This is a genomic window from Sphingobacterium sp. UBA7249, from assembly GCF_002472835.1.
In the GTDB taxonomy this organism is placed as follows: domain Bacteria; phylum Bacteroidota; class Bacteroidia; order Sphingobacteriales; family Sphingobacteriaceae; genus Sphingobacterium; species Sphingobacterium prati.
The window spans coordinates 659,625-681,501 of the sequence record NZ_DKST01000001.1 but is presented as its reverse complement, the minus strand read 5'-3'; the positions used below and the strand labels follow the sequence as shown (position 1 = coordinate 681,501).

Annotated in this window: 16 protein-coding genes; 8 read left to right on the top strand and 8 right to left on the bottom strand. The window is 41.8% G+C overall.

The genetic code is table 11. The features are described from left to right. Positions 1-73: 73 nt before the first annotated feature. From B4A24_RS02380 to galK, 5 genes are all read left to right on the top strand, one after another. Positions 74-922 (top strand): 4-hydroxy-3-methylbut-2-enyl diphosphate reductase, encoded by an 849-nt coding sequence (locus B4A24_RS02380; RefSeq protein WP_293942209.1) that lies wholly within the window; start codon positions 74-76, stop codon positions 920-922. 80 nt (positions 923-1,002) lie between these two features. Then, positions 1,003-2,037 carry a ferrochelatase gene (gene hemH / locus B4A24_RS02375; protein WP_293942206.1) on the top strand — a complete coding sequence of 345 codons (1,035 nt, stop codon included), beginning with the start codon at positions 1,003-1,005 and terminating at the stop codon, positions 2,035-2,037. A 12-nt stretch (positions 2,038-2,049) separates the two neighbouring features. After that, positions 2,050-3,324 carry a metallophosphoesterase gene (locus tag B4A24_RS02370; RefSeq protein ID WP_293942230.1) on the top strand — a complete coding sequence of 425 codons (1,275 nt, stop codon included), beginning with the start codon at positions 2,050-2,052 and terminating at the stop codon, positions 3,322-3,324. A 75-nt stretch (positions 3,325-3,399) separates the two neighbouring features. Next, entirely contained in the window at positions 3,400-4,449 is a 1,050-nt protein-coding gene (locus tag B4A24_RS02365; RefSeq protein ID WP_293942204.1) for a UDP-glucose--hexose-1-phosphate uridylyltransferase, read from the top strand. Between the two features lie 2 nt (positions 4,450-4,451). After that, positions 4,452-5,603, top strand: coding sequence for a galactokinase (galK, locus tag B4A24_RS02360; RefSeq protein WP_293942201.1), 1,152 nt, complete (start codon positions 4,452-4,454; stop codon positions 5,601-5,603). A 94-nt stretch (positions 5,604-5,697) separates the two neighbouring features. On the opposite strand, the gene B4A24_RS02355 is transcribed toward galK, so the two are convergent. From B4A24_RS02355 to B4A24_RS02330, 6 genes are all read right to left on the bottom strand, one after another. Continuing rightward, on the bottom strand, positions 5,698-6,888 hold the full coding sequence (locus B4A24_RS02355; protein WP_293942198.1) for a trans-sulfuration enzyme family protein: 1,191 nt from the start codon (positions 6,886-6,888) through the stop codon (positions 5,698-5,700). 213 nt (positions 6,889-7,101) lie between these two features. After that, positions 7,102-10,440 carry a transcription-repair coupling factor gene (gene mfd / locus B4A24_RS02350; protein WP_293942195.1) on the bottom strand — a complete coding sequence of 1,113 codons (3,339 nt, stop codon included), beginning with the start codon at positions 10,438-10,440 and terminating at the stop codon, positions 7,102-7,104. Positions 10,441-10,656: 216 nt separating this feature from the next. Next, positions 10,657-10,788 carry a hypothetical protein gene (locus B4A24_RS02345; protein WP_281358896.1) on the bottom strand — a complete coding sequence of 44 codons (132 nt, stop codon included), beginning with the start codon at positions 10,786-10,788 and terminating at the stop codon, positions 10,657-10,659. A 2-nt stretch (positions 10,789-10,790) separates the two neighbouring features. Next, positions 10,791-11,375, bottom strand: a complete 585-nt coding sequence (locus tag B4A24_RS02340; RefSeq protein ID WP_172396033.1) for a hypothetical protein — start codon at positions 11,373-11,375, stop codon at positions 10,791-10,793. A gap of 155 nt (positions 11,376-11,530) precedes the next feature. Beyond that, entirely contained in the window at positions 11,531-12,823 is a 1,293-nt protein-coding gene (locus B4A24_RS02335; protein ID WP_293942187.1) for an HAD-IB family phosphatase, read from the bottom strand. 291 nt (positions 12,824-13,114) lie between these two features. Continuing rightward, positions 13,115-14,086: an NAD-dependent epimerase/dehydratase family protein gene (locus B4A24_RS02330; protein ID WP_293942184.1), complete on the bottom strand. Its 972-nt coding sequence runs from the start codon at positions 14,084-14,086 to the stop codon at positions 13,115-13,117. Positions 14,087-14,193: 107 nt separating this feature from the next. Between B4A24_RS02330 and B4A24_RS02325 the strand changes: the two genes are divergently transcribed. After that, a complete protein-coding gene (locus B4A24_RS02325) occupies positions 14,194-15,381 on the top strand; it encodes a formimidoylglutamase (RefSeq protein WP_293942181.1) in 1,188 nt (395 codons plus the stop codon). A 102-nt stretch (positions 15,382-15,483) separates the two neighbouring features. After that, complete coding sequence (gene rmuC, locus B4A24_RS02320; RefSeq protein WP_293942178.1) at positions 15,484-16,806, top strand: DNA recombination protein RmuC; 1,323 nt, start codon at positions 15,484-15,486, stop codon at positions 16,804-16,806. A 159-nt stretch (positions 16,807-16,965) separates the two neighbouring features. Here rmuC and B4A24_RS02315 read toward each other — a convergent pair whose 3' ends face one another. Further along, a complete protein-coding gene (locus B4A24_RS02315) occupies positions 16,966-18,042 on the bottom strand; it encodes a DUF4407 domain-containing protein (protein ID WP_293942175.1) in 1,077 nt (358 codons plus the stop codon). A gap of 171 nt (positions 18,043-18,213) precedes the next feature. On the opposite strand from B4A24_RS02315, the gene B4A24_RS02310 reads away from it, so the two are divergent. Then, on the top strand, positions 18,214-20,325 hold the full coding sequence (locus tag B4A24_RS02310) for a M3 family metallopeptidase (RefSeq protein ID WP_293942172.1): 2,112 nt from the start codon (positions 18,214-18,216) through the stop codon (positions 20,323-20,325). A gap of 73 nt (positions 20,326-20,398) precedes the next feature. Here B4A24_RS02310 and B4A24_RS02305 read toward each other — a convergent pair whose 3' ends face one another. After that, positions 20,399-21,871 carry a TlpA disulfide reductase family protein gene (locus B4A24_RS02305; protein WP_293942169.1) on the bottom strand — a complete coding sequence of 491 codons (1,473 nt, stop codon included), beginning with the start codon at positions 21,869-21,871 and terminating at the stop codon, positions 20,399-20,401. Between the last annotated feature and the right edge of the window lie 6 nt (positions 21,872-21,877).

Here is a 21,877-nt window from a genome sequence, read left to right as displayed (position 1 = left end):
ATTTTTATGGGACACTAGTGAACAAATCTATTAAATAAATAAATTCGATATGAATATGTAACTTTGTAATGTTATGGCATTAAATCTAACAGTAGACATCGATAAAGATTCAGGCTTTTGCTTTGGCGTGGTATACGCTATCGATATGGCGGAAGAGATTTTGGAAGAGGATGGTTACCTCTATTGTTTAGGTGATATCGTACATAATGATGAGGAAGTGGCCCGTTTGAAAGCCAAAGGATTGCGTATTATTGATCATGCTGTGCTTCCGACCTTACAAAATGAAAAGGTGCTGATCCGTGCACATGGCGAAGCTCCGGAGACCTATCGTACCGCTTTGGAAAACAACATCACTTTAATTGATGCTTCTTGTCCGGTCGTGCTCAAGTTGCAGAACCGGATCAAGACCTCTTTTGACCAGGATGAGAAGATTTTGATCTTCGGAAAGCACGGGCATGCGGAGGTTATCGGTTTACAAGGACAGACCAATAATGAAGCGCTCGTTTTTCAGGATATTGCTGAACTGGATGATGCCGATTTACCAAGTTCATTTACCCTCTATAGCCAGACGACAAAAAGTGTGGATAAATTCTACGCCATCAAAGAGGAGCTGATCAGAAGAGGGTACGAAGTCAAGGCAAATGATACCATCTGTAGACAAGTTTCTAACAGGTATGAAGATCTTGGCACATTTGCAAGGCAATATGACAAAATTGTTTTTGTGTCCGGGAAAAAATCTTCCAATGGAAAAGTTTTGTTTGAAGTTTGTCAAAAAGCTAACCCTGAAAGTTACTTTATTTCTGATGCTGCCGAACTGGACGCGTCGGTTTTTGCCGAGGGCGACCGTATTGGTATATGCGGAGCAACTTCGACACCAATGTGGCTGATGAAAGATGTAAAAGCCGCTCTGGAAGCACTCTAGCCTAATCTACCCGTCATAGATATTTCATATTATCGCGAGTAAATCCGCAGTAAGTGCTTTTTTGTTTATTTTTGTAGGCTATGAGCAATAAAGCCAAAAAAGGTATTCTTTTAGTACAGTTAGGTACACCCGATAGTCCAACTACTCCAGACGTAAAAAAATATTTGACCGAATTCTTAATGGATCCCCGTGTCATAGATATCCCTTATTTCCAACGGACTTTATTGGTGAAAGGAATCATTGCTCGTACCCGTGCACCAAAATCAGCAAAGATTTACGAAACAATCTGGGATAAGGAAACTGGATCGCCATTGATGTATTATAGTATACTGCAGCGCGACTTATTGCAGGAATCTTTAGGCGAAGAGTATCATGTGGAATTGGCCATGCGTTACCAAAATCCATCCATAGAATCTGCGCTGAACAAGATGGAAGGTATGCTACTCGAGTCTATCCGTGTCATTCCATTATTCCCTCAGTATGCTTCGGCTACCTCCGGTTCAGTCATCGATCGTGTTATGGAACTCATTCGCAAGTGGAATTATCTTCCTGAGGTGAGTTTTGTAAGCAATTTTTGTACGGATGATTTGATGGCTGAGACCATTGCAGATCATGCCCGAAAACACGATCTTGCACATTTTGACCATTTTGTTTTTAGCTACCATGGTCTTCCTGTTAGGCAATTGGGTAAGGTGGACCCCTCGGGCAAACTAAAATGCCCTGAGTCTGGCTGTGATTCCTGTAAAACAAATGTCAATACATATTGTTATGTTTCTCAGTGTTATGCAACTACCCGGACCATCGTTGAAAAATTGGGCTTGCAGAAAGAGCAATATTCGCTGTGTTTCCAGTCCCGGTTGGGCAAAGAACCATGGATTCAACCCTATACTTCTGATTTGTTGCATGACCTCGCAAATAAAGGTTATAAAAAATTATTGGTCTTCAGTCCGGCATTTGTGGCCGACTGTATAGAGACGATTGATGAAATTGGCGTGGAATATGCTAATGAATTCAAGAATTTAGGGGGAGAGGAAGTCTGTCTGGTTGAAAGTCTCAATGACGATCCCAAATGGATCAAATCTCTGAAGCAATTGGCACTCAATGCCAAAAATTAAAACGAATTGATGATGTTGTTAGTAAATGCATGTGTTTTACTCATTTTAGATTTTTATATCTTTTTCGCCCTTCGCGCTACGAAGATTAAATTTCCCAAGACAAAAATATTCACCGTGTTGTGGTGGTCGTATACCGTCCTCCTGCTATTGGGTGTTTTTATATCTGCCAAATATAATATTCCGCTGATTGTAAGATCTGTTATTTTGGTTGGATTCTTTCTGACTGCAGCTTCAAAGATATTCTTCTTCCTGATCCTCCTGATCGATGATATCCGCCGGGGTGGAGTCTGGATCAAACGTTTATTCAGCAAGAAAGAGTCTGTTGAGGATCTTGTTGAAGATGCTGGCGATCCATTGCCTGAAAATCCGGTGAAGGGAATCAGCCGATCTGATTTTTTGACCAAGGCTGGTATATTAATAGGTGCTTCACCGCTTATTCCGCTGAGCTGGGGAATTATTTCCGGGTCATACGATTATCGTGTCAGGCGGGTGCCGTTATATTTACCTAATCTACCCAAAGCATTTCACGGCATGACCATCGCACAGATATCGGATGTACACTCGGGATCTTTCTATAACAAGACTGCTGTGACCGGCGGGATAGATATGCTGTTAAAAGAAAAGGCAGATGTTACATTCTTTACAGGTGATATCGTGAATGCGCAGGCATCTGAAATGCGGGATTACCAGGATATTTTTGCAAGAGTGAAGTCTGATCTGGGGGTATTTTCTACCTTGGGTAACCATGATTATGGAGATTATTATTACGGAAAAGAAGATTCTCCGGCAAAGCGAAAAAATTTAAAGGATGTGATCGATGTGCATAAAGTCATGGGCTGGGACCTGTTGATGGATGAGAATCGTAAGATCAAGGTGGATGGCGAAGAACTGTGCATTGTTGGGGTTCAGAACTGGGGAACTGGTCGTTTCCCAAAACATGGGGATATCAAAAAGGCTTTAGCCGGAACCGAGGAACAGGCTGTTAAATTGCTCTTGTCCCATGATCCTTCCCACTGGCGTGCACAAGTATTGGATACTGATGTGGATGTGATGTTTGCAGGACATACACATGGCATGCAGTTTGGTGTTCGTTCTGAAATGCTGCAATGGAGTCCTGTACAGTATATCTATAAGGAGTGGGCGGGATTATATCGTGCGCAGGAAAACAAGCGCTTATATGTCAATGTTGGATATGGATTTTTGGGTTATCCTGGCCGGGTTGGTATCCTGCCTGAAATTACAATCTTTGAACTGATCAAAGGACAGGATCCGAAATCTAAGGCTTAGTGTTGCATATTTTAATTTTTACTTTTGACTTAAAAAAGCTAATATTGTGTATTCTGTACACCAGTTATACATGACATGCAATCAACTTTAAACTTTGGGGACTCTCCTCACACACGCGTTAATATTCTTACCGGGGAAAAAGTACTTGTGTCTCCACATCGGAGTAAGCGACCTTGGCAGGGTCAAGTGGAAGATCTACCAGGTGATAATCGGCCTGCCTATGATCCCCAATGCTATTTGTGCCCAACCAATAAAAGGGCAGATGGTGATATCAATCCAGATTATAAAGAAAGCTTCGTTTTTGTCAACGACTTCTCGGCCTTATTGAAAGATACCAGTCAGCAGGAATTTAATGAGGACGAATTGTTTATTGCGGAGACTGAAAAAGGAATCTGTAAAGTTATCGCGTTCACTCCACGTCACGATCTTACGTTGCCTGAAATGGAACAATCTGCTATAAAAGCTGTTGTTGACCTTTGGCAGAAGGAATTTGAAGAACTTTCTAAGGTGGAATGGATCCGTTATATTCAGATTTTTGAAAATAAAGGCGCTATTATGGGCTGCAGTAACCCGCATCCACATGGGCAGATCTGGTCTCAAAATCATTTGCCGGTAGAGATTCAAAAAGAATGTGTCCAGCAAAAGAAATATTTTGACAAATACCAGCGTACCCTGCTATCCGATTATATCAACGCTGAATTAAGAAAAAAAGAACGTATTATTGATGAGAACGATTCTTTTGTTTCTTTGGTTCCTTTTTGGGCGGCTTGGCCTTATGAAACTATGATCGTCAGCAAACGATCTGTTCAGAACATTGCCGCGTTCGACGAAAAGGAAAAGGAGGATTTCGCAGCAATGCTCAAATTATTGACCACACGTTACGACAATCTGTTCAAAACTTCTTTTCCCTATTCTGCAGGAATGCATCAAGCTCCAGTAAACGATGGAGATCATCCTGAATGGCATTGGCATATGCACTTCTACCCTCCATTATTGCGCTCAGCAACCGTGAAGAAATTTATGGTCGGCTATGAAATGTTGGCAAATCCACAACGCGATATTACACCAGAAATTGCAGCAGAACAATTGCGGAGTTGTGCTACTATACATTATAAATCTATATAAGAATGATCGCAAAAGAAACTATAGTAAATAAATTTAAAAGCTTATATCAAGAAGATCCTATTGTTGTAACATCTCCGGGTCGGATTAATATTATCGGCGAGCACACCGATTATAACGACGGGTTTGTCTTACCTGCGGCTATTGATAAGGCGATCTATGTCGCTGTCAGCAAGCGCGCTGATGACAATATTGTGCTTTATGCCGAAGATTATCAGGAAAGCCATGAGGTCAAATTAACAGATATCGCTATTTCAGAAAAGCATTGGCCAAATTATATCCTTGGTGTGGTGGATCAATACCAGAAAAGAGGAGCAGCACTGGGCGGATTTAATCTTTATATTGATGGTGATGTCCCGCTAGGTGCAGGATTGTCCTCTTCGGCAGCAGTAGAATGTGCCGTTACTTTAGCGCTTAGTGAGCTGTTCGGTTTGGATGTCAAGCAGATTGATATTCCGCAGATCGCACAAAAGGCTGAGCATACCTATGCCGGCGTGATGTGTGGTATCATGGATCAGTTTGCTTCTGCCTTTGGTAAAGAAAAAAATGTCATTAAGCTCGATTGTCGCTCCTTGGGATTTGAATATGTACCACTTGACCTCAAAGGTTATGAAGTTGTTCTGTTGAATACGAATGTGAAACACTCCTTGGCTTCCACAGCGTACAATAAACGCCGTGAGCAATGTGAGCAGGCATCGGCATGGGTGCGGGAGAAATATCCGGACGTTAAAAACCTGCGTGATGTTACGGTGGATATGCTGGACGAACTGGTAAAAGAGAAAGATGCAGATATCTACGCCAAGGCAAGTTTTGTTGTCCGCGAGAACGAACGGGTAGAGAACTCTTGCGCTGCATTACGCTCGGGCGATATTGCTCAGCTAGGACAATATATCTTCCAGAGCCATGAAGGATTGAGCAAAGTTTATGAGGTCAGTTGCCCCGAGCTGGATTATCTGGTTGATTATGTCAAGCAATTCCCCGAAGTGATCGGCGCACGGATGATGGGTGGTGGATTTGGTGGTTGTACCATCAACATTGTTAAAGAAGGAGCTTTGGACTCTATTTTGCCGGCATTGGAGAGAGAATATCAACAAAAATTTGATAAGGAACTTTCGGTTATTCAGGTCAAGATTGCAAATGGTACGCGTGTACTTTAGATAAGAATCGCCTAAAACAAAAGAGAGTGGGTAGTATGATAACTATTCACTCTCTTTTGTTTTATCCTCTACCAGAAAGTAGGTCTCTAAATTTTTAACCAAGTTTCCTTAAGGCTTGATCTAAATCGTCAATCAAGTCTGCAGCATGCTCAATACCGACGGAGATCCGCAACATACCCATTGTGATTCCCGAGATTTCTTTTTGCGCTTTGGTATGGTGTCCACCCCACATGCTTGCCGGATGTACGATAAGCGACTCGACACCGCCCAGACTGGCGGCATTGATAAATATGCTGAGGTTGTTGATCAAAGCCTGCGCATTGTTGAAGGCCTTTTCTTCGTCCTGTCCATCAACCTCAAGGCAGATCATTCCGGAGAAGCCTTTCATCTGGCGGGTCGCCAGTTCATGCTGGGGATGGCTGGGAAGCCCCGGATAACTTACGCTCTTGATCTTCGGATGCTGATCCAAAAACTCAGCCAGCTGCAGGGCATTGGCATTGATCTGTTTGACACGCAAGCTCAATGTTTTCAGCCCGCGGAGCAACAGCCAGGAATCCAATGGAGCCAGCGATGCGCCCAGGGTCACGGATCGTTTCCAGACTTTTGCGATATATTCCTGACTTCCACAGACAATTCCGGCAGTTAGGTCACTATGACCGCCCAGATATTTTGTGGCACTATGCACAATGACATCAATCCCAAAATCCACCGGTGTCTGATTGATAGGTGAAGCAAAGGTATTGTCAACCATACTCAAAATACCCTGCCGCTTGGCAAGTTCGCCGATAGCTTTGAGATCGGTGATATTTAAATTCGGATTGGAAGGTGTTTCAATATAGATAAGTTTGGTATTTGCCTGAATAGCCTGTGCAAAGGCTGCGGTATCCGTTTGGTCCACGGCAGTGACTGTAATACCATAGTCGGTCAAGAATTCCTTAAAAAAAATCGCTGTACCAGAATAATGGGCAAGTTGTGCAACGATATGATCCCCAGACTTCACAATGGCCAATATGGCGTTACTGATCGCGGCCATGCCTGTGGCAAAGACAAGCGCATCTTCCGTTTTTTCCAGTTTGGCAACCACTGCCGCAACCTGGCTATTCGTTGGATTGCCATGCCGGTGATAGAAGTAAGGGTGTTTGGCTTCTGTCGCTGCTTTGATGTATTCCGCAGGATCACTGTCCGCAATATAGGTTGAAGTCTGAAAGATAGGGGCCGTTACTGCAGCAGTTGAATTGAAGTGTTGTCCTTCATGGACGAGAATCGTTTCGGTATTGGATGCCATGCTAATTTTATGGATAAGTGTTCTTTTTTTCGGTACAAATCAACTTGTTGCACGCTAATATTCAATGTGCTTGTTCCTGATAGCCAATCATAACCTTCCATAGCCCTTCAATGCAGCCTGCATGGATCGCTTTAGGAAGGTTTTGTTGCTTAATCAAATATAAATAAAATCTACGCAATAAGTAGATTTTATTTATAGCGCGTGTTGAGAATACTAGGATAACATCTGTTTGAGCAGGTTTAACGCATAACTTATTGTGTTTACATTGCTCAATGCAAGACGAAGTTGCCCTTTAACTTCTTTGAGGTTGCTGATCTCCGGGTGGGACTGTACAAAAGATAGCACCCGGCCAAATTGATCCGATTCGAAATAGCTCGATTTGGGGTTATTGACAAAATACCCTTTTAAAGTATTTTTCTTGTAGGATATCTTTTCAAACCCAATTGTTTTTCCAAACCATTGCAGGCGTAAAGTATTGAACAGTTCGAATACTTCGTGCGGGATAGGGCCAAAGCGGTCTTCGAGTTCTTTTTCAAAAGCCGCGAGCTGCTGTTCGTTTTCAAGTTTGGAAAGTTCTGTATAGAGATTATAACGTTCGGTAATATTGGTCACATACTCATCGGGGATCAATACCTCCAGATCTGTGTCTATTTGTGTAAAATTAACGTATTTGCGTTCTTGCTCATCGGCAAATACCTCTGAAAACTCATCATCTTTTAATTCTTGAATAGCCTCATCCAGGATTTTATGGTACATCTCAAACCCGATTTCAGCGATAAAGCCCGATTGCTCACCACCCAATAAATTTCCTGAACCCCGGATATCCAGATCGCGCATAGCAACATTAAAGCCCGAACCTAATTCCGAAAATTCCTCGATGGCCGAGAGGCGTTTATAGGCCTCAGGGGTCAATGTCGATAACGGTGGACTCAATAGGTAACAGAATGCTTTTTTATTCGAACGACCCACACGACCCCGCATCTGATGCAGGTCACTGAGGCCGAACATATGGGCGTGATTGATGATAATCGTATTGGCATTCGGAATATCCAGACCAGCTTCGATAATTGTCGTTGCAATCAGCACATCAAAGTCATGATTAATAAATTTGAGCATTACATCTTCCAATTCATCCCCCTCGAGCTGCCCATGAGCAACACCAACGCGTGCTCCGGGAACGAGCTTGCGAATTAAATTGCCTAGCTGGGGAAGATCTGCGACACGGTTATGGATAAAGAAAACCTGCCCGCCACGATCGAGTTCATAGCTGACCGCTTCTCCGATCAATGCCTCATTAAAGACATGCAGCTCGGTCTGTACAGGTTGCCGATTGGGGGGTGGTGTTGATATAATGCTTAGATCTCGCGCTCCCATCAAAGAGAAATGTAAGGTCCTTGGGATCGGAGTCGCTGTTAGGGTCAGCGAATCGACATTGGCGCGCATTGCTTTTAGTTTCTCTTTAGCGGCGACACCAAATTTCTGCTCTTCATCAATGATCATCAGACCAAGGTCTTTGAATTTTACATCCTTGCTCACCAGGCGATGGGTACCGATAATAATGTCTATTTTTCCTTCCGCAAGCCGGGCCAAGGTATCTTTTATCTGTTTTGTCGTTTTGAAACGATTGATGTAATCAATGTTGCAGGGAAGCCCTTTCAGGCGCTCTGTAAACGTGCGATGATGTTGCAGGGCCAGGATCGTTGTCGGAACCAAAACAGCAACTTGTTTGCTATCTGCTACAGCCTTAAATGCCGCGCGGATAGCAACCTCTGTTTTTCCAAAGCCGACGTCCCCACAGATCAACCGATCCATTGGGTGCGGTGACTCCATGTCTTTTTTTACATCTGCAGTAGCCTTTTCCTGATCTGGCGTATCCTCATAAATAAATGATGCTTCCAGCTCATTCTGCAGATAGCTGTCCGGCGAGAAGGCGTTGCCATGTTGCGCCTTCCGTTTCGCATAGAGCATAATCAGGTCGCGGGCAATATCTTTGACTTTCTTTTTGGTCGTTTTCTTTAATTTGTCCCAGGCATCTGTACCGAGCTTGTTCATCTTTGGAACCGTGCCTTCCTTGCCGGAATATTTTGAAATACGATTTAATGAGTTGATATTGACATAAAGGAGGTCATTGTCCGCATAGATCAGTCGGATCATCTCCTGTGATTTTCCATTGACATCGACCTTTTCCAGTCCGCCGTATCGCCCCACGCCATGGTCAATATGCGTAATAAAGTCTCCCGGTTTGAGATCCCGTAGATCTTTCAGCGTGATCGCCTGTGAGCGTTCATAAGCTTTTTTTCGTTTGTATTTGTAATAGCGGTCAAATATCTGGTGGTCGGTATAACAAGCCAGTTTTAACGTGTCGTCCCTAAAACCTTCACGCAGCGCTTTGTGAATAGGGATAAAAGTAGCCGCCTTGTCGAGATCTTCCAATATCGTATAGATCCGTTCGACCTGTTTTGTCGAATCTGAAAAGATCAGATTCTGGATCCTTTGGCGCTCATTTTCTTTAAAATTGTGAATCAGCAGATTAAAATCCTTATTAAAAGAAGGCTGTGGATGAATGTCAAACTTGAGTACAACTTCCCCTTTATAGAAAAACTGCTTCCCGAATTCAATGATCGGGAATTCAAAAAATAAGGCGTTGAGGTTTTTCTCGTCGGTAAATTCGTACTCGGGATTATGCCATTCGGGATTTTCTTTCTTCTGTTTGTCACTCAGGCTCAGCCACAGCTGTTTTGCTTTTTTTAGTCCATCCTTGACAATATCAAGTGTGAATTGGGCATCTTTGATCCAGATCGAAGCATCCTGATCGATATATTCCAGCAGGGAGATATGTTGTGAGGTCAGGAACTTGGCCTGCACATTTGGCACGATGGTGACCTTATGGATTTTATTGACCGAAAGCTGAGATTCAATGTCAAATGTTCGTATGCTTTCGATATCATCACCAAAGAATTCGATACGGTAGGGAAGGTCGTTGGAGAAAGAAAAGATATCTACAATACCGCCTCGTATAGCAAATTGTCCGGGCTCATAGACGAAATCTACCCGGTCAAAATCATACTCGATCAAAAATTCATTGATGAAATCAATACTTAAAGCCGTATTTTCTGTAATCTCTAGGGTATTTTTCTCTAGATCCGTACGATTGATCACCTTTTCGGCAATCGCCTCGGGGTAGGTGACCACCATCTTGGGCAGCTCCGAGGTATGGTTGAGCGAACTTAATGTTTCGGCACGCTGTAATACATTTGCAGAATCCGTCTGTGTGAAATCAAAGGCTTTTCGATAGGAAGAGGGAAAAAAAAGTACCTGCTTGTCCAGTAAGCTCTCCAGATCGCTTAAAAAGTAAGAAGCATCTTCGTGCGTCGGTAAAATAAAGACTATCGGACGCTCCTGCAATTTATAGGATGAAACGGCAATAAATGCGTCCGCAGAACCGATGAGACCTTTGAGCTGAATCTTTTGGTTTTTGGATTGCATAGCCTTTGTAAGCGATTGGACGGATTCGCTTTGACTGTATTTTTCTAGTATTTCTTGAATTCCCACGAGCAAAAATTTCGAATAATTGCGAATTTAATTAAATCCTCTTAAGTATGTGGTATGTTGTGCTAAGTTTTTTGGTAAAAACTTATCGAATGGAACATTATGGCTATTAGGACAAAGAGGGAGGTGTCGCCCGGATTTAAGCAGGGGTAGGGTTTGACAAAAGATAAAATAAGGTGATTTGTCTCGAAAAACTATTCATTGAACCTGTTAAGTAAGCTATTTTGCCAGATGAAGTGTATAGACGAAGGCCAATAACGCTAAGAGGATCGCTAAATAGATTAATTTATGTTGCTCGTAAGCTGTGACACGATAGGATCCAATTTTAACACGATTTTTGCTGTTTCTCATAATTAATTCAGGTCGAGATCAATTCTCTGCTCACTAATATAGCTTTTTAATGTTGTATTACCAAAAGCGTTGAGTGTGTTTTGGAAATCTTCCCGATAATCGAATTGAAAGTCCTCATGGAGCTTATCATATTTCCCGACGGCATGTTTAATACGGCCTGTGATATATTTATGTAATTTATGGGCTGCCGATTGGTAGGATGAATCAAATAGTCGCCCATAATCACTTATGACCCGTTTTAGAATATAAAAACGAAATTCAGCTTCACTCGTTTTGTCTTTCGTAACTTTCTCATGCTCATTAACCAAACCGCTTGCCTGTTTGACCAGCTTACTAAGTGAAATAAAATTGCTGTGATGTGGTGTATCGGCAATCTGACTTGTTCCGATGTCAAATAATTGGGCGAGCTGCTTACGCAATTTCTCAATACGTTCTTCCAGATCATATTCATTTTCCAGCAATTGAAAATGCAATTGTTTCATCAGCATTTTGTCCTTACTGACTAGGCGGACAAGCAATTTGTCTTTTTCCTTTTGTGGCAGTTCAAGGATAGCTTTCTTTAACTCGGCATCTTGATGTAGAGACATAATGTTTACGTAAAAATTATTTTGTTATTAGAGATTAAAGAACAAAGATGAAAGACTCCTGATTGTTCAGCTAATAGTCCGTCATCTTTGCTCTTTAATCCATTATCTTATTTAATTGGAGTCACCATCATGGCGTAGATACCCGATCCAATGATCTAATACAATATTCTAAACTTTATCGTATTTTCAATCTGTTTCAATTGCTTCAATAGATCTTTATCATATTCACCTTGTATATCGGTGACAGCGTAACCGATATCACTTTTAGTCATCAAGAACTGTGCAACGATATTGATATCATTCTGTGCATATACCTTATTGATTTGGGCCATAATACCCGGAACGTTTTTATGGATATGCAGCAATCTTGTCACCTGTTTTACTTTTGGTAAGACCAAATTCGGGAAATTACGGCTTAAATATGTATCACCGTTGTTGATAAATTCGGCCATTCGACGTGGGATAAATTCCGAATTTTTCTTCTTGCTTTTTTTATCATCAAAGACGACAATTCCTTTGGCATTACAGATATCCTTATTGATATGCCCCTTGATATCGCCCAGATATCCGATCGTTTTTAGTTTATCTGCCTGTTGTAGTTGTTCATCGGTAATGTCGATATTGTTACCCAGCAAAAGCATCCCAACATCCTTCACATATTTTTCTTCGAAAGTCTCTTTTGTGCGAACCGAGAATCCATCTCTCTTTAAAATATGCGCTGCAATCTCTGGTACATCGCCGACAATGAGGCAAAGAATCCGATTTTTGGGGTAAGAGATCGCACGTGGTAAATCATTCACGTACAAGAATTCATCAAAGCTCGGTGTAATGAAGTCTGCTTTTTCAGTGACACTTTTGCGCTGGATATTCTCTGTAAAGGCAAAGAATTTTTCAATCAATCCAGATTCTTTTAGCTGGAAATCCGAATAACCATCGCCGATGCCAAAAAGCCGTCCCTCGATATTGAGTTGTTTAAGAAGTTGTACTTTTCCACCTTCATTGGACAAAGGATTTTCTTCATCAAACCCGATAATATTACCCTCCGCATCGAATCTGAACGTATTTGCATAGATATTCTCGGTTTTGATATGATAGGGCGTCACAACGGGGGTGATAAATTCCTTAAAACCTCCAGAGACGATCCAAGCCGTATCTGAATGTTTTTTGAAAAATTCGCGGTTACGGGAGAAGGATGTTGATACCTTTTTCTTGAGGTGAGATACCAGTTTGTCCAAGTGACTTCTGTTGGCATTCAATAATTTTACCCGACCGGCAAGTGCTTCGCGGAAAGAAAGTTTGCCTTCCATCGCAAGGTTGGTATATCGTTCGATTTCTTGATAGATGGCTTCGCGGTCAGGATGATTTTCAAGTGAGATCCGGGCGAGCTCATCGAGCGCTTCTACTTGTGTAAATGTACTATCAAAATCAATGATGTAATAATTTTTCATCGTATAACTTGTTTTTTAATGGTGATGAAGCGATCATGAACGGTACGTATCATTAATCGTGATTTGGTTAAACTCATGATGGTTTCATCGTAATAACTTTTTTTTAATGACGATGAAGCTATCATGGGCAACTAATCATTCCTTAATAAGCATTGGAGGTTTGTGATTGTTTCACTGGAATACTGTTTAGCAAATGAATCAATCATAAACATGCAGGCTTTATTTTTTTATCGGATAGTTTGATACGCTCATGACGGGTTCAGGGTTCGGTTGTTTATTATTTATATCGTTTTACTGTTTGTTGTACAAATTTGCAATTTCTTTTAATGTTTGTTCCAATGGACGATAGCTGTGGTTCAAGAGTGATTGGACCTTTGCATTGGAGTATTGTAATTTAGCACTTGATGCCGCGGCTGTTTCTTTGGTCAGCGAAGAGCCCGATTTCTTGAAAACAGATAACATACCCGAGACAGTGGATGCGATCTGAAGAAGTGTTTCGGAAACTTCAATCGTAGGCTCAGGCTTGTTCATCAGGACACTGGCTATACTGAGTAAATCTCTGTTGAGGATGTTGATGTGATTGATGATATAACGTTCGGCGGTAATATCACTTTTTTCCATTAATTGGATCATGATTGTTGCAACATCCTCTACGTCAACTATCCCAACACTCCCCTTGGGATAAAACTTCAATCCTTTATTGATCATTGAGAACAATGCTCCTGATCCCTTGTCTTTGGCCGCTGCCCCCAATATGACAGATGGATTCACAATAACAGCGTCCAGCCCCTCTGTAATACCGCGCCAGACTTCCATTTCTGCCTGATATTTAGAAAGCGAATAATTGGAAGTCGTCGGACTGTGCTCCCAATGGTCTTTCTCCGAGACTGGCAGGTTGTCCTTATTTGTCCCCAAAGCCGCGATTGAGCTGACATGAAGCAAGCGAATGCCCTTTTCTAAACATAGATTGACGATATGTGCCGTCCCTTCTACATTGACCTTAAAAAGTGATTTAGTGTCTTTCTTCTGATAGGAGACCAGCGCCGCGCAATGATATACTTTTGTCACTCCTTCCAGCGCATCTTCGAGCTCAAAATAATTATTGATATCTGCATCAATCCATTGAATCAATGATGAGGACAGTAGGGCTGCCGGAATAGTCGATTGAGCTCTTTTGATGGCAATGACGTCAATTCCGCGGTCTATCAATTGTTTGATTAGCGTAGACCCTAAAAAACCTGTTCCTCCAGTTATTAATATCACTTGATAAAGATACTGTTAAAAATAATGTTTTCAAAAGTTAGTTAATAAATGGATATTTGTGTGAGTTGCATCCCAAAAAATGAGGTGTCTTAAACAAACTATAGCTTATGTCGTCATTGTCCGTATTTTTCAGTCCGATCTCAACTACAGGTATCTCCCCTGAGCATGGTTTCCTGAACTCCCAGTTAGGGAATGTGATCCAGGCTTATGAGACTGATTTTCCTACTTGGGAGGAAAGTGAAAAACCCCAGTTGGCGATTGTCGGTGTACAGGAAGATCGGGCATCCATCAATAACAATGGGACCGACAAAGCTCCTGATGCGGTACGCAAACATCTTTATACGCTGTATCAAGGTGATTATAAGATGAATATAGTTGATTTGGGCAATATAAAAGCGGGCAATACCATACAAGATACCTATGTCGCATTGAAATCTGTGGTAGAGGAATTGGTGAAAGCCAGCATCCTTCCAATTATCATTGGTGGCGGACAGGATTTGACTTATGCACAATATCTAGGCTATCAGAATTTAGAACGAAAGATTGAGCTTGCTATTGTGGATCCGCGTTTTGATCTCAACCAGGAGGAAGCTGAAAATGTCAGCCTCAACTCGCGGTCTTATGTTAATCACATCATCCTACATCAACCTGATTATTTGTTTAACCTGAATTCCATTGCTTATCAGACCTACCTTGTCAGCAAGGAATCGATCAATATGTACGACAAGCTGTTTTTCAACGCTACGCGCGTGGGTATGATTGCAGGTAAAATGGATCAGTCCGAACCCCTTATCCGTGCTGCCGACTTGATTAGTTTTGACATTGGCGCCATCCGCGCCTCAGAAGCCCCTGGAAATGCCAATGCGATTCCAAATGGTCTGTATGGCGACGAAGCGTGTCAGCTGGCACGCTATGCCGGTATGTCGGACAAATGCACCTCTATTGGTTTCTATGAATTGAATCCCACGTTTGACCCCATGGAACAGACTGCGATGCTGGTTTCACAGATGATCTGGTGCTTTATTGATGGCTATTACAACCGAAAGCAAGATACCCCGTTATATCCTAAATCGGCCTATATCATTTATCGTACTACACTGGAGAATGAGGAACATGAATTGGTTTTTGTGAAAAGCAAAAAATCCGACCGGTGGTGGATCCAAGTACCTTACTTTGGGTCAAAATCAGTCAACGAACGTTATTATCTCGTGCCCTGCCGTTACGAAGATTACCAGCTGGCTATTTCTGGCGAGATGCCCGATCTGTGGTGGAAGACGCATCAGAAACTACAATAGGTAGCAACACAGGGCGATCTATCGTCATTAAAAGATTAAAAATTCATAGCAGCTAAGCGGTCAATAAGAAGCAGAAGCTGTTATTCTCCTAAAATATAAATCATGGAAATATTTTTCTTTGCAGGAATTGTTTTGCTGTTGGTCGTTTTGATCATCTTGGTATTGAAAAGAAGTGGGGCTCCTGCTGTAGATATTGGTCAGCGTAAAGAAATAGAGACGTTGAAAATAGAACTGGCGCGTTCCCAGCAACGGGAACAAAGTTTGTTGGAAGAACGTCTGATGCTGAGAGATGAATTGGACAAAGAACGTGAAAGTGTGTTGGTTGCCGAGCGTTCGCTGGAAAGTACTCGTTCTTTTTACGAAGCGCAGCTCGATAAATTTCAGGAGCAAAAGAACGAAATAGCTGAAATTAAAAGACAGTTCAATACCGAATTTCAGGTGATTGCCAATAAAATTTTGGAAGAGAAAACCCAAAAATTCACCGAAACGAACCACCGTTCGCTCGGCCTGATCCTCGATCCTTTAAAGGAAAAAATCAAATTGTTTGAAGAGAAAGTCGATAAAAATTATAACCAGGAAGCGGCTGAACGCAATTCCCTGAAGGGCGTTGTATTGCAATTGGTCGAACAAAGCCTCAAAATAAAAGATGAAGCCAATAGCTTAACCAAAGCGTTAAAAGGAGATACGAAAAAACAAGGCAATTGGGGTGAGGTAATTTTGGAGAGGGTATTGGAACGTTCGGGACTGATGAAGGATCGTGAATTTAGGCTACAGGTTTCCTTGATGGATGCAGAAGGCCGGAGAATGCAACCCGATGCGATTATTGATCTTCCAGAGGATAAACATCTCATTGTAGATTCTAAAGTGTCCTTGATCGCTTACGAGCGTTGGGTAAATGCCGAAACCGATGAAGACCGGGCGATTTTTGCGAAGCAACATGTTCAGTCCGTTGAAAATCACGTGAAGGAACTGTCCGCTAAAAACTATCATGAGCTATACGGAATAGAATCGCCCGAGTTTGTGTTGTTGTTTATGCCGATTGAATCGGCCTTGAGTATGTCGGTTTTGCAAAAACCGGATCTATTTAGTGATGCCTGGGACCGCAAAGTCGTGATCGTAAGTCCATCCACGCTGCTGGCGACATTGCGTACCATAGCCAGTATCTGGAAGCAAGAACGCCAGACACGTAATGTCATTGAAATCGCCAAGGAAGCCGGCAGTTTGTATGATAAATTCGTGAGTTTCCTGACTGATATGGAACAAGTCCAGAATCAGCTGGAACGTGCTTTGAGGAGCCATGAGGATGCGACCAAAAAACTGTCAACAGGTGCTGGAAATGTCATCGGGAAAGTAGAGAAGCTGAAACGCTTAGGTGCAAAGGCAAACAAGCAGATCGACGCTAAATTTCTGGACGAAGACGAATAATGAAGTCCTCCTGTCCGACAGGTTCCGCAGGAATAACAACAAAGATTGAAGAGCTGATCATAAAAGCGCTTGGCTTCTTGCAAGCAAGCTCTTCAATCCTCAAGCTAAGGTCGTAAGCCGAAGGCTTGACCCTACTAAAGTCTCAATACTCATATCTCCCTACAGTTCTTTCATACGTTTATTGATTGAAACATCCACATAGGTATCCTTTAAGCGATCGACAGCCTCTTTCTCGACATTGAGGTTCGTATCCGATTCGTAATCATGTAAGGTTCTTAGATTTTGAATAGCATTGTCATAAGGATCACGTCCGGCCAAAAGCTTGACAATGACAGGAAGACATTCCAGAAAGACAAAGAGCAGCGCGATAAAGAAAACCGCATTTGCATTGGACTCGTTGACCTTGCCGTTGGCGTCGTAGCGTAGATTGCCCAGTGCCGAATTACGGTCCGCAAAACCTGCTACATTGACTGCGCTGTCCAAAGACGCATTTGATAAAACCTTGTGATCCAGTATCCCTTCAAATTTTTGCTTTTGACGGATGGCATTTTGTTGCCCCGTTATTTTGTTACGTAAGGTATCCAGATAAGCTTCTTTCTTTTTAAGCTCTTCTTCCTTCATTTTAGCGTACGGACCATAACCCATCACACCTGATGTCTCTGTCGTTTTATTGCCGAAGATTTCATAATTCAATTTGGTTCGGTCGGTTTTGATACTTGATTCCAGTGAATCGCGTTCTACGGTCATCGTTTTTAGCTGATTGACCTCATTGCTGTATTTTTTATTGAATGTACTGTTAAGGGTATCAATTTTTGCACGCTGGTCGGCAAGGAAACGTACCCGCAAATTCTCCCGGATCTCTTTGTCGAAAATTTTCAACTCCAATGGTCGTGAAATGACCAAACCAATTAAAATAGCCAACAAAATACGGGGCAAGGCCTGTAAGAGCTGCATCCAACCACTTTTGGATTTATTGATGCTCAATACGATATATCGATCCATATTGAAGATCGCCAAGCCCCAAATGATGCCAAATGCAATCGCCAGAAGCCAATCTAAGGTTCCTCCGCTGAATACAAAATATAGCGCATATCCACCAGAAAGACTGGCAAATAATCCGGTAAAGAAGATAGTAGCACCTATGGCTGTGTACTTACTATGCTCCTCGGGATACTTTTCAAGAGTTTCTTGATGTACACCTGCACACCCCCAAAAGAAACGGTTAATAGCGTTCATTAAAATATTTTTATCCAAATTGACAGAATATTTTTAACAAGATTTGCGAATAAGTTTTTGTTTTACAATAGGATGACGGTTTTTAGGGTGCTTGCTGATGTCCAGAAGAGCAGTCCCGTATTTGCCTAATTTTATTATCTTTGAAAAAAAAATCAGGAATAATCAGACGATATGAAGAAAAGACAACTTTTGCCATTCTTAATCATAGTGGCAACTGCATTTGTTGGTTGTGAGGAAAAAAAAATGATGACAGATAATCCTCTTTTATTAGCCTATGAAACGCCCTTTAATGTTCCACCATTTGACAAGATCAAAACCGAACATTTCAGACCTGCCTTTGAAGAGGCAATAAAAGTACATAATCTGGAGATTGACTCTATTGTCAACAACTCCGATAAAGCGACTTTCCAAAATACGATAGTAGCCCTCGAAAATGCGGGAGGTTTATTAAACAACGTATCTACTGTATTTAATAATCTCAATAGCGCCAATACCAATGATAGTATTCAAGCTATTGCAAAGGAGCTAGCTCCAGTATTATCGAGTCATTCGGATGAAATTTCGATGAACTCCAAGTTATTTGATAAAATCAAAACGGTATGGAACAGCCGTAATACGCTTGGCTTAGATTCTCAGGATAATAAGCTACTAGAAGAGACTTATAAGAGCTTCGTACGTTCAGGTGCAAATTTGAAAGATGCGGACAAGGAAAAAATGAAAAAGATCAATGCCGAGCTTTCGACATTGACAACACAGTTCGGCCAGAATCTATTGGCTGAAACCAACGCTTATCAGCTTGTGGTTGATTCAGCCAGCCAGTTGGAAGGCCTACCCGAGTCACTGAAGACAGCGGCTGCTGAAGAAGCCGTCGCCAAGGGTAAAAAGGACAAATGGGTGTTTACCTTACAGAATCCTTCGATCATGCCTTTCTTGCAATATGCCAAAAATCGTGAGCTGAGAAAGCAGATCTGGGAAGCGTATCAGATGCGTGGTAACAATGACAATACGAATGACAACAAAGCACTTATTCAGAAGATTGTTAATCTGCGCCTTCAAAAAGCTAAACTATTGGGTTATTCTTCGCACGCAGCTTATGTGCTGGAGGAATCCATGGCCAAGACACCTGAAAATGTATATGCCTTATTGAATAAATTGTGGACGCCAGCTTTGGCGAAAGCAAAAGGCGAAGAAGCCGATATCGCCAAAGAGATAAAAGCAGAAGGGGGCAGTTTTGCGGTAGCACCTTACGACTGGAGATATTATACGGAGATTATCCGTAAAAAACGCTTTGCTTTGGACGAGGATGAGATCAAGCCTTACTTGAGCCTACCAGCCGTCCGCGAAGGCGCATTTGCTGTGGCAAACAAACTATATGGTCTGACATTCGTTGCTTTAAACAATGTACCAACTTATCATAAAGAAGTTGAAGTATATGAGGTGAAGGACAAAGATGGTTCACATTTGGGACTTTTATATGCGGACTTCTTTCCACGTGAATCTAAGCGTGGCGGTGCCTGGATGACGTCTTACCGCAATCAATCAACAAAAGATGGCAAACGTGTTGCTCCAGTAATTTCTATCGTATGTAATTTCACAAAACCTGTCGGAAAGAATCCGGCATTACTGACATTTGACGAAGCGACTACCTTGTTTCACGAATTTGGACATGCCTTACATGGTCTGCTCTCCAATGTGAGATACAGATCAATGGCCGGAACTTCAGTACCACGTGACTTTGTGGAATTGCCATCCCAGGTCATGGAAAATTGGGCTGCAGATCCCGAGGTATTAAAGACCTATGCGAAACATTTTAAGACCAAAGAGGCTATGCCAGATTCCTTGATCCAAAAAATGGAAAAAGCAGGAACCTTTGATCAAGGCTTTGCAACAGTAGAATATCTTTCAGCAGCATTGCTGGATATGAACTACCATGCCACAACAAAAGAGATTTCCAAAGATATCAATGCGTTTGAAAAAACGGCAATGAAGAAAATAGGCATTATTGATGCAATTATTCCGCGTTATAGAAGTACTTATTTTCAACATATCTTTGCCGGGGGTTACTCTGCAGGGTACTATGCGTACATTTGGTCGGAAGTATTAGACTCAGATGCTTTTGCTGCCTTTAAGGAGAAATCTTTATATGATCAGGCAACAGCAGACTCATTCCGTAAGAATATCCTTGAAAAAGGTGGAACGGATGATCCGGAAAAAATGTACCGTATTTTCAGGGGGACAGATCCTGATCCGAAATATTTATTGATAAAAAGAGGCTTGAATTAGTCTAGCATTCACAAAAAAGAGGCTGTCACCTATGTTTGTATTGAGCAAATGTCGGAGACAGCCTTTTGTATTTTTATCCTTTATAAGGTTTTTTGGCAGCTTCGATGAGCTCCTTCATTTCTAATTTGATATAGTCCACGTTTGGCGTAGATCCGGTCAGAAAGTAACGAATATTTCCTTCTTTGTCTATGATAAATTTGGCTGGAATACCTTTGACGCCAAATTTCGCTGCCATGACCTCACCAGTTTGCGGATCTTTTTGATCGTCGTAAAGCACTTCAAACGGATAATTATTTTTTGTGATAAAGGATACAACATTTTCTTTATAATTCTTATCGCGTTCCCAAGTGTTCATGAATAAGAATTGTACATCTTTATCATTTGCATAAGATTCTTGAGCCGCTTTCATACCGGGGAATGAGCGGACACAAGGTTGACACCAAGTTGCCCAGAAGTCTAAGACTACAACTTTTCCTTTTAGACTGGCCAGAGATACTTTTTCACCCTTTAGATTGAGTAGTTCAAAATTGGGCGCTGGTTTAAAGGTTGCCATCTCCTTGATATGATTACGGATATTTTGGGTCAACTCCTTTTTCAGTGAAGCATTAAAGTTCTCGTATCCCTGTATTGATCCATTCAATTCCGTATATAGTTTTTTAAGATCATTTTCAATAGCAAACTGTCCTTTAGCATACAATTTGGTCAAGATGTTGTATGCTTCCAGCTTTCTGCCTGTACCCATTAATGATTTGTAATACACCATGGCAAGACCGTCCGCTTGCTCTGGCGCAGCTTTGAGCGCATTTTCAATATAAGTTAGCGCGTCAGCGTATTTTTTCTGAGCAACAAGAATATTTACATAAGCTGACATGGAGCTTGCATACCCCATCGCTGCAAAGCGAGCTTTATTGTCTTTTTGATCCTCGGGAAGGGTTAAATAGTAATAGCTATCATCCATAGCGGTCTTTAACAGTGGAGCCGCTGTAGTCGTGTCGCCTGCGCTCAATAGAATTTGACCGACAGGGATATATCCATTTCCACGCCAGAATCGTTCTTTCATTTCCCCTAGGTAATGAACTGCTTTTTGTGCATCTCCGTCGTTGGCAAAACTCTGTGCCAGATTAGCTAATACATAATCGTATGTCAACGGTTCTTCGCTAAAGGTTTTAATTGGCCATTTTTTTAGGAGCTCATTATACGCTTTTTCTTTCTGTACTGGCATACTTGCATTGTAATAGACATCTGTGATAAAGGCATCACGTGTCAGTGATCCTTTTGGATATTTTTTCTTTGCCAATGTTTCTACCGAAGCCTGCATATCTTCTTTACCTAAAGAGCGTAAAACGTTGATCGTGGTGCGATAGTCTTCTTCTGATTTATATGTTTTTAATTCGCTCATCAATACATTGGCGAGTGAATCCTTTTGTACCAACGTACCTTTTTCAATAATAGGCAGGTATTGTTGGTATTTGTTTTTTGCAGGCTGCTGCGCAAAGGCTGCCGTCAGCGAAAATGCGAAAGCAGCCGTTAAGATGTTTGTTTTCATTTTATA